Consider the following 11,925-nt stretch of genomic DNA (forward strand, 5'->3'; position numbering starts at 1 on the left):
GGAGACCCTGGTGGCGCTAGAGGTCCGCGGCGATGATCGCCTCGATGTTCCGTTCGGCGAGCGCCGTGATGGTGACGAACGGGTTGACGCTGGTGTTGCCCGGGACGAGTGCGCCGTCGATGACGTACAGACCCGGATGTCCGTGCAGGCGGCCGTAGTTGTCCGTCGCCTTGTTGAGCACCGCACCGCCGAGGGGGTGGTACGTGAGGTGGTCACCCCAGATCTTGTAGGTGCCGAACAGATCGGTCCGGTAGATCGTGCCCTCCTTGGCGTTGATCTTGTCGAAGATCGTCTTGGCCATGTCGATGGACGGCTGTTTCCAGGCGGTCTGCCAGTTCAGGTCGACGTTGCCCGTCCCCGCGTTCCACGAGAACTGGGCGCGGTTGGGGTTCTTGGTGATCGACAGATAGAACGAGGCATAGGTCTCGATGCCGGTGGGCAGTGGGGCCACCTCGGCGAAGGCGCCACCCGCGGCCCAGTTGTCGATGCCGGAGCACGGGATGGACGACTGCACGGAGCCGGTGGGGTCCCACAGGTGGTTGGCGCGGCCGCACATCACGTTGCCGTTGTCGCCCCAGCCCTTGCCCACCTCGCTGTTGAGGCCGGGCAGTGCGCCGGTGGCCTTGAGTCTGACCAGGAGCTTGCTGGTGCCGACGCTGCCCGCCGCGAAGAACACCCGGTCCGCGGTGACGGTCTTGGTGGCCGTGGTGCCGCCGGTCGTGTTGAGCTGGTCGATGACGACCCTGAAGCCGCCGCCGGTGGCCGGAGAGACCGAAGTGACCTTGTGGAGTGCTGAGATGGAGACCCGTCCGGTCGCTTTCGCCCTGGCGAGATAGGTCTTCTGCAGGGATTTCTTGCCGTAGTTGTTGCCATAGAGGATCTCGCCCGCGAGCGCGGACTTCGGTACGGTCCCGGCGGCCTCCTGCTCCATGTAGTCCCAGTCGTACACGTCGGGCACGAAGACGAACGGGAAGCCCGAACGCTCCGCGTGCTTACGGCCGACCCGCGCGTACTGGTAGCAGTCGGCGGTCTCGAACCAGGTCGGGTCGACCGTGCCGACCCCGAGACCCGCGTTGGCGCGCGGGTAGTAGACGGAGTACATCTGGGCGGCGTCGACCGACGGCAGGACGGCGGCGAAGTTCTCCCGCTTCGGAGTGACCGCCATGCCTCCGTTGACCAGCGAGCCGCCGCCGACACCGCGGCCCTGGTAGACGATGATGCCGCCCATCTCCTCGGCGTCCAGGATGCCGGTGTAGCGGGGGACGTCCTTGTCGATGGGGAAGCCGAGGAAGTTGCTGAGGGGCTGCTTCGTCCTGGTGCGCAGCCAGTAGGACCGGTAGTCGGGGCTCGTCGTGTTGGCGAAGATCTTGCCGTCCGACCCGGGGGTGTCCCAGGCCATGCCCATCTCGATCATGTGGACGTCGACGCCCGCCTGGGCCAGGCGCAGGGCGGCCACGGACCCGCCGTATCCGGTGCCGATCACTAGGGCGGGCACGTGCGCCCCCGGTTCGATGACCGCGGCCGCCGTGGCGGTGGCGGCGTGCGCCGGGAGTACCTGTCCGGCGAGCGCGGCCGACCCGAGAAGAGAACCAGTTCCAGTGATGAATCTTCGCCGGGACACGCCTCTCAGTCGCGTCCCACGTGGGGAATCATCGTTCATGTGCGGCTCCTCACTCTCCATAGAGTGAAACGGGTTCTACTGTCACCCGTATAAGAAGTCACGCCATACCCTGAGGTAACTTTCGAACGATCACATAGTGGGCATCCCGCATCGGACAGCACGCACGCCGCGCGCCGCACACCGCGCGGCCGGTGTCCGCTCAGTCACGCAGAAGGCTCAGTCGCGCAGAAGACGCCGGGCGGTCAGCGCGAGGCTGAACTCCACCATGTCGGCGGGGCGGGCGAGCGAACGCCCGGTCAGCTGCTCGCACCGCTTCAGCCGGTTGAGGACGGTGTTGCGATGGCAGTACAGGCGGACACTCGCCCGCTGCGCCGAGCCGTCGCAGTCCAGCCACGCAGCCAGCGTGTCCAGCAGGATGTCGCGGTCGGACGGCTCCAGACGCAGTAGCGGCCCGAGCACCTTCTCGGCCAGCGCGCCGCCCAGCTCCGGGCACGACATCACGAGGGCCGCGGGCAACTGCTCGGCCAGCCGTACGGTGCCTCCGTCGGCCGCGCACATGCTCAGGGCCATGTCCGCCAGCCTGCGGGCGTCGCCCACCGCGGCCAGCCCCGCCACGACGGGCCCGACACCGGCCCTCGTGCCCGCGGGGGCGGTCAGGCCCACCGTCGGCTCGGACAGGTCGCCGGCACCGTCGCCGTCGTCGATCAGGACGATGCAGTGGTCGACCTCGACTCCCGTGTGCCAGTGCACGCGCGCACCGGCCGGCACGACGGCGCCGGGAACGGAGGTGCGGCCCGCCTGCCGTCCGCCCGCGACGGCGATCACGGCGTACCGGCCCTGTTCCGGCAGGTCCAGCGCCTCGGCCGTCTCGGCGACGTCGGCGATACGGCTCGTACCGTCGAGCAGGGCCGCGGTCAGCAGCCGTACCCGGTGCTCCTGGCGCCAGGCGTGCTGCCGTTCCACCTTGCGGTAGACGTCCGCCACGAGGGTGCAGTGCTCGTCGACGAAGTTCCACACGTCGGCCGCCACATGAACGAGCAGGCGGACGTCCTCGGGGGCGGCCCGTGAGGTCTCCTCGACCAGCGTCTGCCAGATCAGGGATCCGCCGAGCCGGAAGGCGTGCAGCAACGCGTCCAGCGGCAGCCCCTGTTCGGCGCGCGAGGCACCGATCTTCGCCGAGCAGCGCAGTGCGGCGTCCCGGGCGCCGCGCGGGTCGAGCAGCGAACTGACACTGTGCCGCAGCGACCGGTGCACCTCCTGCCAGGTGCCGACGGGGTCGCTCTCCAGGGTGCTGCGGTAGGCGGGTTCCCGTTCCCGCAGCGCCGCGACGAGCCGGTCGGTCAGCTCCGGAAGGTTGTTCAGGAGCACCCGGGCCGACCGGTGCAGCACCCGAAGAGCGTCGGCGTCGATCAGCGAACGGACCTTCGGGGCACGCGCCGGCGCGGCGGACGGCGGTCCGTGGCCGAGCTCGGCTCGGGACCGTACGGCTTGATGCATCGCGTTCTCCCGGGGCGTCGGCTCCGTGGCGGTGCGCTCACAGCGGTCGGTACGCGGCCGACTGTCGGCCGCGGGTCCCCGCGATGGTCGGCACCTGGCTCGTCCTGCCCCGTAGAATGACATACCGTCCAGTCGGTCCCTAGGGTTCTGCGCCGTTCTTTTCCATCGGCACGGCCCGCTCCGAAGGTGACGCTCCGTCAGGGAAGCGTGAGCTCCCGAGCCGTGTGACACGGATCCACGTGACAGTCGTCCTGCGTGCCCCGGCGTTTCAGGGGCATCCGGAAGCCCAACGGGAGGAGAGGTGTCATGTATCTGGCACGTGGAGACTACGGGGACCCGGAAGGCTGGCTGTGGGCCCTCGGCGCGCTCGCCCTGTACGCGCTGATCAGCTACGCACTCGCGTACCGGGCACGCGCCCGGCGCGGCTCCGGGCATCCGGCCCACGACGCCCTGCACGACCTCAAGGACCGGGAGGAGCCGCAGCGGCCCCGGCAGCTCCTCGTGAGCCGCGCGATCATGCTGTGCGGAGGTCTCCTGACCGGCATGGTCGCCTTCGGCACCTCGGGTGCGGTGCGCGTGATGGCGGTCGCGGGAACCGCTGTGGTGGCGGTCGCGGCGTGGGCGTACTACGACCACCGGACCGACACCGCGGCGGCCCGGCGGCGCTGACCCTGGACGCGGCGGACCTGTGCCCGCCCCCGCGGGTTCAGGGGCCGGAGCCCGGGTCCGGTTCCACGGCGTCGGTGATCCCGGCCCGGGCGGCTTCCAGCTGGGCGGCGAAGGCCACGCCGAGGAAGAGCGCGACACCGGTGAGGTTGGCCCACAGCAGCAGGGCGACGAACGCTGTGAGCGGACCGTAGACGGCGCCGAACGATCCGCTCTTGGCCACGTAGAGCGCCAGCAGCCAGGTGGCCGCGACCCACAGCACCAGATGGACCGCCGAGCCGAAGGCGAGCCAGGTGTAGCCCGGCTGGTCCCGGCGAGGGGCCCAGCGGAAGATCACCGCGGAGGCGACCCACACCAGCACCACGCCCAGCGGCACTTCGAGCGGCCCCCACCAGTCGAGACTGTCCCGGGACCAGCCCAGGGCCTCCACCACCGACTCCCCCACCGCGTCACCGGCGACGAGGACGAGAAAACCCAGGACGAGGGGCATGCCCGCGGTGAGGGCGAGGAGCAGGGAACGGCCGTACTTGGTGAGGAACGGCCGGTCGCGTTCGATGCCGTATATCCGGTTGGCGCCCCGCTCGACCTGGCCCATCGCCGAGGCCAGGTTGAGTACGGCGAAGGCCAGGCCCAGCCACATCGCGAGGGCGCCCCAGATCCCGGACCCGGCACTGCGCGCCGTCTTGTCGAGCGCGTCCTCGACCAGATCGGCGCTGGCACCGGGCACGATCCGGCCGAGGGTGAGCTCGATGATGCGCCCGATGCTCTCGGTGTGGACGGTCGTGGCGACCCCCACCAGGGCGATGGTGAACGGCACCATGCCGAGCACCACCTGGAAGGCGAGGGAGCGCGCGTTGGTGAAGCCGTCGGCGTAGCGGAAGCGGGAGAACGCGTCCACCAGGAGGCGTCGGCCTCCGTAGCGGCGCAACGCGGCGAGTGCCTCGTCGCCGGAGAGTTCCTCCCCGATCATGTCCCGTGTCTGCGGGACGTGCACGGCGGTACCCATCGCGTATGTCTCCTCGTGTTCGTTCGTCCGGCGACCGGAGCCGGGCGGGAGATGATCGCACATGAGTTCAGCCATGTACGGGAGCGGACCGGTTCGCGGTCGTTCCCGTCATCATGGTTCGGACGCCCGTTATCCCGGCACGCGGTACGCCGCACAGCGCCCACAGCACAGCGGAGTCGGACACCCATGGCACCCAGCAACGTACCGGGCCGCGCTCCCTCGGAGTCGACTCCGTGAGCGCGGCCCGCATTCCCGGGCTGATCCTGCCCGTCGCCTTCTTCTGCGCCTTCGTGGCCGCCGGCTTCTGGTACTGGCGCCACCGCGGTGACTGAGGACTTCCGGCCTCGGTCAGGCGGCGTGCCGACGGATGTCGCGGAGCAGGTCGTCGATGGCCCGCGGGTCCGTCGCGAAGGAGGTGACGAAGCGGGCGACGCCGGGCGCCCAGCGGTCGTGGTAGAAGGCGTAGCCGTCGGACAGCAGTCCCTGGGTGACCTCCTGGGGCAGTCGGCAGAAGAGGATGTTGGCCTCCGCGGCACCGAGGAGGTCGACCTCCGGTATGGCCTTGAGGCCGTCCTGGAGCCGGGCGGCCATGGCGTTGGCATGGGTCGCGTTGCGCAGCCACAGGTCGTCCGTCAGGTACGCGTCGAGCTGGGCGGCGTGAAAGCGCATCTTGGAGGCGAGCTGGCCGGCCCGTTTGGCGCGGAAGCCGAGTTCGGGGGTGAGGGAGCGGTCGAAGACGACGATCGCCTCGGCCGTCATCGTGCCGTTCTTGGTGGCTCCGAACGACAGCAGGTCGACACCGGCCCGCCAGGTCAGCTCGGCGGGGGTGGCGTCGAGGGCCGCGACGGCTCCGGCGAAGCGCGCGCCGTCCATGTGGAAGCGCAGGCCCGGCTCCTTGATGACGGAGCCGAGGGTGCGGAGTTCGTCGAGGGAGTAGACGGAGCCGGTCTCGGTGGCCTGGGTGAGGCTCACCACGGAGGGCTGGACGCTGTGCACGTCCCCGGTCTTGTTCCGGACGGCCGCGCGGAGTTCGTCCGCGTCGATCTTGGCGTCGTCGCCACCGAGCGGGACGACCTTCGCGCCCGCGGTGTAGAACTCCGGCGCCCCGCACTCGTCGTTGTTGATGTGGCTGTCGCGGTGGCACAGGACGCTGCCCCAGGGCGGGGTGAGCGCGGCCAGGCTCAGGGCGTTCGCCGCGGAACCCGTGGAGACGATCAGCAGGTCGACGTCGCGCTCGAAGATCTCGGACAGTCTGCCGCGCACGCCGGCCGTGATGCTGTCCGACCCGTAGGGCGAGGCCGGTCCCGCGGCGGCCCGGACCACCGCCTCGACCATCTCCGGGGAGGCGCCGGCCGCGTTGTCGCTGCTGAACGCACGCGCGGCGGTGGTGTCGTTGCTCATGCCGTGGGTCCTGACTTTCTGTCGAATGGGGTGCGGGGGCGGCGGTCCGTCGGGCCCGGGCCGCGCTCACAGCGGGCCGTCGCCGGTGGCCGTACGCGCCGGGTCCGCGGCGGTGACGAGCTGGCGCAGGGCCCCGTAGTAGACCTCGTGGTCGGTCAGCACGGGCAGGATCGCCGCCACGTTGCCGGTCAGGGCCGGGTAGTCCGCCGGGTCGAGCGAGGCCAGTGCGGTGCGGGTGACCGTCTGTGTGGCGCGGGGGTCGCGGTGGTCCACGAAGCTCGCGCTGCCGAGGGTGAGCAGGTAGATCCGCCGGTAGACGGTGATCGCCTCCTCGGGGGTCATCCCGGCCGCGAGGCTGTCGGCGAGCTGCGGCTCGACGAGGCGGGCCAGCAGATGCGGGCCGAGCCAGGGGCGGGCGCCCCGCAGCGCGACCAGGCCGGGGTGCGCCGACAGCAGCCGGTACAGAGCGGTGAACCGCGTCTCGGTGGCCTCGGCCCAGCCGGTGCCCGGCTCGATCTCCGGCAGCCGGGCGGCCAGGTGGTCGGTGCACAGGTCCAGCAGTCCGGCCAGGTCGGTGCAGCGGCGCTGGAGGGAGGCGAGGGAGATGCCCAGCCGGGCGGCCAGCGCGCGGAAGGTCAGCGATTCGGGGCCGGCCTCGTCGACCAGCCGCAGGGCGGTCCCGGCGATCCGGTCGGGCGTCGCGCGGTCCAGAGACGGGGAGTTCCGAGGCATGCGTGTCAGTGTACGGTACGTTGTATCGGCGCACGGACTCCGGTCCTGGCCCCCCGCCCGTCGCCCTCGGGTGGAGATCTCTCTCCTCCCCTGGTCGGAGTTCGGGTCTCGACCGTGGGCCGATGACCGGGAGATCATCGCGTCCGAAGCTGCGGGTATGACTTCTTCACGCACATTCGCCCGGGACCCGGCGGTCATCAGGGTGCAGGGGCTGACCAAGCGTTACGGCCGCAGAACCGCGGTCGACGACCTGTCGTTCACGGTCGGGTCCGGGCGGGTGACGGGGTTCTTCGGCCCGAACGGGGCGGGCAAGACCACCGCGCTCAAAGCGGTCGTCGGACTGGCGCGGCCGACCGCGGGCCGGGCGTTCGTACGGGGTACGCCGGTCACGAGGATCAGGCCCGACGCCCGGCTGCTCGGTGTGCACATCGAGCCCTGCGGGGCCCATCCCGGCCGGACCGGCCGTGCGCACCTGCGGTCGCTGGCCGCGCTGGCCGGACTGCCCCGCCGCCGGGTCGGTGAGGTCCTGGAGCTCGTCAGCCTGGCGGAGGCGGCCCGGCTCAGGGTCGGGAAGTACTCGATGGGCATGCGGCAGCGGCTCGGGCTCGCCGCGGCGCTGCTGGGCGATCCGGAGATCCTGGTGCTCGACGAGCCGGTGAACGGCCTGGACCCGCAGGGCATCCGCTGGTTGCGCACGCTGCTGCGGGAACGCGCCGCGAACGGTGGCACGGTCCTGCTGTCCAGCCACATGCTGGGCGAGGCGGCCCGGACCGTCGACGACGTGATCATCATCGACCGGGGCCGGCTGGTCCACGAAGGTGCGATCCGGGATCTCGAACGGTCCGCGGAGAGCGTGGTCGTGGTGCGCACCGCCGAGACCGAGCGCCTGTCGGGGCTGGTGGTCGCGGCCGGTGGCTCCGCAGAGCCCGACGGCGGAGGCGGACTGCTGGTCGAGGGGCTCGACGTCACGGAGGTCGCGCGGCTGGCCCACCGCGACGACGTCCTGCTGGAGGAGATCGGCCGGCGGACCGCGTCGCTGGAGGACGTGTTCTTCGGTCTCACGGGAGGGGCGGACCGTTGAGTCATCTGGTGCGAGGTGAGCTGATCAAGACCGTGACCACCAGGACCGTGCTGGGCTTCGCGGTGGGCGGGGTCGCGTTCACGGTCGTCAACGTTCTGGCGGTCGCGGTGGCGTCGGGCACGCTGGACGAGGTGCCCGAGAAGGAGGAGGCTCTGTCGGGGTTACCGATCCTGCTGCTGCTCTGGGGACTGGTCGGCGCGGCCGGGGAGTACCGGCACCGGACGGCAGCTCCGGCGGCTCTTGTGGGCCGCCGTGACCGGGGGGTCGTGCTGTCGGCGAGAATTGCCGCCTACGCGCTGACCGGGCTCCTGCTCGGCACGCTGACGAGCCTGGTGTCGGTCGGGCTCGCGCTGCCGCTGCTGAGCGACCAGCCGGGCCCCGGTCTCACCTCGGGAGACGTCGGTGCCGTCGTGGCGGGCAACCTCGTGGCGTTCGTCCTGTCCGCGATCATGGGTGCCGCGCTCGGCGCCCTGATCCGTAGCCCGGTCCTGGGAGTGGTCGTCCTGCTGATCGTGAACTTCGCCGTGGTCCCCCTGCTGTCCGACGTCTCGGAGGCGGGGACCAACCTCACACCGTTCGGCGCGGCCGGGATCCTGAGCCGGATGACGCACCACACGACCCTGTCGGTGGTCGACGCCGGATGGGTACTGGCCGCGTGGACGGTCGCGGTCACGCTGGTCGCGGTCGTCGTCGAGCGACGGCGCGATCTGGCGTGAACCGGCTTCTTCGGCGGGCCCGGGCGGCGTACGACCTGCTGGTCGCGCGCCGCTCGGCGCTGTTCGACCTCGCGCTGGCGGTGATCACGACCGGCGTGGAGCTGGGGCAGCTCTTCGACGGCGAACCCCCGGTCGGTGTGGTCCGGGTCGGCGAGATCCCGGCCGGCGTGATCCCGGTCGTGGTGACGGTGCTGGTCGGCTCCGTCCTGCTCGTCCGCCGCCGGGCGCCCCTGGCGGTGCTCGTCGCGGCCTGTGCGGGGGCCGCGGTGCTCGTGGCGCTGGGCTGCTCGCCGGGCGGGGCGCCCGTCGTGGTCGCCCTCGCCTCGCTGGCCGACCTGCGTGACCGAAGGGTCTCGGTGGCGGCGCTGGTCCCGACAGCACTGTTCCTGCTTCTGGCGAGCATCTGCTCGCTGCCCGTCTCGATCGGCGCGTGGGCCATCGGCTCGTACCTGCAGACCCGGCGGCGCTACATCTGGGCGCTGGAGGACCGCGCGGCCACTCTTGAACGTGAGCGCGAGCAGCTCGACGAGATCGCGGCACAGCGGGAACGCACGTCGATCGCCCGCGAACTCCACGACATCGTCGCCCATTCGGTCACCGTCATGCTGATCGGCGTGCGCGGCGCCCGGGACGTCCTGCCGACCGAGCCCCAGGTCGCGGCTGAGACACTGGAAAGGGTCGAGGCCAGCGCGGAGCAGAGCCTGGCCGAGCTGCGCCGGATCCTCGGCCTGCTGCGCACGTCGGACAACGGCGCGCAGTGGCGACCGCAGCCGTCGCTCGACCAGCTCGCCGGACTGGTCTCCGGATACCGGACAGCCGGAATGCCGGTACGGCTGGAGCTCACGGGCCAGGCCCGGCCACTGGCCGGCGGCCTGGAGCTGTCGGTCTACCGCATCGTGGAGGAGGCGCTGACCAACGTGCTCAAACACACCGACCCCATCCAGGTCACGGTGACGCTCGACTACGGGCGGACGCGGCTGGACGTCACGGTCGAGGACGACGGCAGCGGCAGCGACGGTGGCAGTGGCAGTGGCAGTGGCAGGAACGATCCGGTCCCGTCTCCCGTCGGACACGGCATCCTCGGAATGCGGGAGCGCGCGGCGGTGGCGGGCGGCACTCTGGACGCCCGCCGTACCGACCGCGGATTCCTGGTGACCGCCCGGTTCCCCGTCGAGGACGCGGCATGACCATCCGTCTTCTGATCGTCGACGACCAGGAACTGATCCGCACCGGCTTCCGGCTCTTCCTGCAGACCCAGAACGACCTTGAGGTCGTCGGCGAGGCCGCCGACGGCCACGAGGCGCTCACCCAGGCCGCCGCGCTGCGCCCCGACGTGGTCCTGATGGACATCCGCATGCCGCGCATGGACGGCGTCGAGGCCACCTCCCGGCTGACCGCCTCCGGAACCTCGACCCGGGTCCTGGTCCTCACCACCTACGACCTGGACGAATACGTCTTCGGCGCGCTCCGGGCGGGCGCGTCGGGCTTCCTCCTCAAGGACGCCTCACGCGAGCGCCTGCTGGAGGCGATCCGCGTCGTGCACGCAGGCGAGGCCCTGCTGTCGCCGTCGATCACCCGCAGGCTGATCGAGGACTACGCCACCCGCACCGGACCGCTCCGGCCCCGGGCCAAACTGCTGACCGGTCTCACCCCCCGGGAACAGGAGATCCTCCTCCTGGTGGCCAGGGGCCTGTCGAACCCGGAGATCGCCGCGCACCTGGTCGTGACCGAGGCGACGGTGAAGAGCCACATCGGCAGCATGTTCGCCAAGCTCCATCTGCGTGACCGCGCCCAAGCGGTGGTGTTCGCGTACGAGAACGGCTTCGTCCTCCCGGGCACCTCGGGCTGAGCCCGCGTCACATCGCTCCCACTGCCCCGCACAAGTCCTCATGGGCCGTCCGGGCGCGACGGCTCTCACATGACCGAAAAAAGACCCCTTCATACGCCATGTGCCGCATTGACCCCACGACACCGGCACGGTTGCATTCTTGTGGTCCTCCGGCGGGGAGCCGGAGGAAGGACCGCGTCCTGTCGTCCTGGGGGGAATCTGATGGGAAATACGAACCGGCGCGCCACAAGACGGGTACGGGCAGCCGCGACCGCCACGGCCGTGGTCTGCGCGGTCACGGCGGGGCTGCCCGGAGCCGCTTCGGCCGACGCCATGACCTCGGCGGGCGTCGCGAGCGACGGCGGAGCCGGGGTCGAGCGGATCAGCGTCGCGACCGACGGCACCCAGGGCGACGGCGACTCCGTCGGTGCCACGATCACGGCCGACGGCCGGCACGTCGCCTTCTCGTCGTCGGCGACGAACCTCGCGTCCGGCCACACGCCGACCTACGAAAAGGTGTACGTCCGCGACCGACGGACGAGCCTGACCGCGCGGATGAGCACCAGCGCTCCCCCGATACAGCGCCCGGTGATCAGCGGTGACGGGCAGTACGTCGCCCACTGGGGGCTGATCCAGCGAGACACCAGGACATTCCTGTCCCAGCTGAGCTCGGAAGGCACGATCGGCATCAACTGCCCCGGCCTCAGCTGCAGCCAGCCGTCGCTGAGCACGGACGGCCGTTACATCGCCCAGGTCGCCACCTTCGGCCGGCCGCCGTCCGGACAGCGCATCGAGGTACGGGACTGGCTCACCGACACGGCGGAGACCGTCTTCGTGTTCGACCACACCGTCGCGGCCCGGCCGTCCATCAGCGGCGACGGCCGCTTCGTCGCCTACCAGGACGGCCGGGCGGAGGACGTCTTCGTGTGGGACCGGACCGACGACACCTCATCCGGCCCGATCGAGGGCCCGTCCACGGCGGCGACACTCGTCCAGCTCAGCAAGGACGGCGGCAAGGCCGTCTATCTCTCGGGCTCCGACACCTACGTCCACGACGAGAGCTCGGGCGGCGTCCAGTCGGTGCCGAACGTGCGGGGTGTGGCCATCGATCCCACCGGCCGCTATCTGCTGTACGCCCCGAACGACGCGACCGGCCCGTCGCTCACGCTGCGCGACCTGCTGACGGGCACCGACGAGGTCGTCTCGGACCGGCCCGCCTCGGCCGGGACCGACTCGGTCAGCGCCTACGGGCGCGACGTGGTGTTCCAGTCCACGGCGGACGACATCGTGCCGGGCGACACCAACGGCACGTCGGACGTCTTCGTCCGCCGCTTCCACTGATCGCGCACTTCCACCGATCACGCACTTCCACTGGTC

Annotated in this window: 11 protein-coding genes; 6 read left to right on the top strand and 5 right to left on the bottom strand. The window is 71.1% G+C overall.

Annotated features, from left to right (window positions below):
• Positions 1 to 16: 16 nt before the first annotated feature.
• Complete coding sequence (locus OHS59_RS05185) at positions 17 to 1,660, bottom strand: GMC oxidoreductase (RefSeq protein WP_328492205.1); 1,644 nt, start codon at positions 1,658 to 1,660, stop codon at positions 17 to 19.
• Between the two features lie 177 nt (positions 1,661 to 1,837).
• Entirely contained in the window at positions 1,838 to 3,118 is a 1,281-nt protein-coding gene (locus OHS59_RS05190) for a PucR family transcriptional regulator (RefSeq protein ID WP_328492206.1), read from the bottom strand.
• 306 nt (positions 3,119 to 3,424) lie between these two features.
• On the opposite strand from OHS59_RS05190, the gene OHS59_RS05195 reads away from it, so the two are divergent.
• A complete protein-coding gene (locus tag OHS59_RS05195; RefSeq protein ID WP_328492207.1) occupies positions 3,425 to 3,787 on the top strand; it encodes a hypothetical protein in 363 nt (120 codons plus the stop codon).
• Positions 3,788 to 3,824: 37 nt separating this feature from the next.
• Here the strand turns inward: OHS59_RS05195 and OHS59_RS05200 are convergent, their stop codons facing one another.
• From OHS59_RS05200 to OHS59_RS05210, 3 genes are all read right to left on the bottom strand, one after another.
• Complete coding sequence (locus OHS59_RS05200) at positions 3,825 to 4,790, bottom strand: YihY/virulence factor BrkB family protein (RefSeq protein WP_328499056.1); 966 nt, start codon at positions 4,788 to 4,790, stop codon at positions 3,825 to 3,827.
• 348 nt (positions 4,791 to 5,138) lie between these two features.
• Complete coding sequence (locus OHS59_RS05205; protein ID WP_328492208.1) at positions 5,139 to 6,191, bottom strand: threonine aldolase family protein; 1,053 nt, start codon at positions 6,189 to 6,191, stop codon at positions 5,139 to 5,141.
• 66 nt (positions 6,192 to 6,257) lie between these two features.
• Positions 6,258 to 6,923, bottom strand: coding sequence for a TetR/AcrR family transcriptional regulator (locus OHS59_RS05210; RefSeq protein WP_328492209.1), 666 nt, complete (start codon positions 6,921 to 6,923; stop codon positions 6,258 to 6,260).
• 157 nt (positions 6,924 to 7,080) lie between these two features.
• Between OHS59_RS05210 and OHS59_RS05215 the strand changes: the two genes are divergently transcribed.
• From OHS59_RS05215 to OHS59_RS05235, 5 genes are all read left to right on the top strand, one after another.
• The gene (locus OHS59_RS05215) at positions 7,081 to 8,004 is read left to right on the top strand and encodes an ABC transporter ATP-binding protein (protein WP_328492210.1); all 924 of its coding nucleotides are present in this window, start codon (positions 7,081 to 7,083) and stop codon (positions 8,002 to 8,004) included.
• A gap of 8 nt (positions 8,005 to 8,012) precedes the next feature.
• The gene (locus OHS59_RS05220) at positions 8,013 to 8,720 is read left to right on the top strand and encodes an ABC transporter permease (protein ID WP_328492211.1); all 708 of its coding nucleotides are present in this window, start codon (positions 8,013 to 8,015) and stop codon (positions 8,718 to 8,720) included.
• Positions 8,717 to 9,907 carry a sensor histidine kinase gene (locus OHS59_RS05225; protein ID WP_328492212.1) on the top strand — a complete coding sequence of 397 codons (1,191 nt, stop codon included), beginning with the start codon at positions 8,717 to 8,719 and terminating at the stop codon, positions 9,905 to 9,907. Before OHS59_RS05220 ends, OHS59_RS05225 begins: the two co-directional genes overlap by 4 nt.
• On the top strand, positions 9,904 to 10,569 hold the full coding sequence (locus OHS59_RS05230; RefSeq protein WP_328492213.1) for a response regulator transcription factor: 666 nt from the start codon (positions 9,904 to 9,906) through the stop codon (positions 10,567 to 10,569). Before OHS59_RS05225 ends, OHS59_RS05230 begins: the two co-directional genes overlap by 4 nt.
• A gap of 201 nt (positions 10,570 to 10,770) precedes the next feature.
• Complete coding sequence (locus tag OHS59_RS05235) at positions 10,771 to 11,889, top strand: hypothetical protein (protein WP_328492214.1); 1,119 nt, start codon at positions 10,771 to 10,773, stop codon at positions 11,887 to 11,889.
• Positions 11,890 to 11,925: the final 36 nt, after the last annotated feature.

Origin of the sequence: Streptomyces sp. NBC_00414 (assembly GCF_036038375.1) — a bacterium.
Lineage (GTDB): Bacteria > Actinomycetota > Actinomycetes > Streptomycetales > Streptomycetaceae > Streptomyces.

Bases quoted from the DNA above. Each gene is read 5' to 3' on its own strand.
- OHS59_RS05210 (WP_328492209.1), bottom strand. From the start codon at position 6,923: ATGCCTCGGAACTCCCCGTCTCTGGACCGCGCGACGCCCGACCGGATC.
- OHS59_RS05195 (WP_328492207.1), top strand. From the start codon at position 3,425: ATGTATCTGGCACGTGGAGACTACGGGGACCCGGAAGGCTGGCTGTGG.
- OHS59_RS05230 (WP_328492213.1), top strand. From the start codon at position 9,904: ATGACCATCCGTCTTCTGATCGTCGACGACCAGGAACTGATCCGCACC.
- OHS59_RS05200 (WP_328499056.1), bottom strand. From the start codon at position 4,790: ATGGGTACCGCCGTGCACGTCCCGCAGACACGGGACATGATCGGGGAG.
- OHS59_RS05215 (WP_328492210.1), top strand. From the start codon at position 7,081: ATGACTTCTTCACGCACATTCGCCCGGGACCCGGCGGTCATCAGGGTG.
- OHS59_RS05235 (WP_328492214.1), top strand. From the start codon at position 10,771: ATGGGAAATACGAACCGGCGCGCCACAAGACGGGTACGGGCAGCCGCG.
- OHS59_RS05205 (WP_328492208.1), bottom strand. From the start codon at position 6,191: ATGAGCAACGACACCACCGCCGCGCGTGCGTTCAGCAGCGACAACGCG.
- OHS59_RS05190 (WP_328492206.1), bottom strand. From the start codon at position 3,118: ATGCATCAAGCCGTACGGTCCCGAGCCGAGCTCGGCCACGGACCGCCG.
- OHS59_RS05185 (WP_328492205.1), bottom strand. From the start codon at position 1,660: ATGAACGATGATTCCCCACGTGGGACGCGACTGAGAGGCGTGTCCCGG.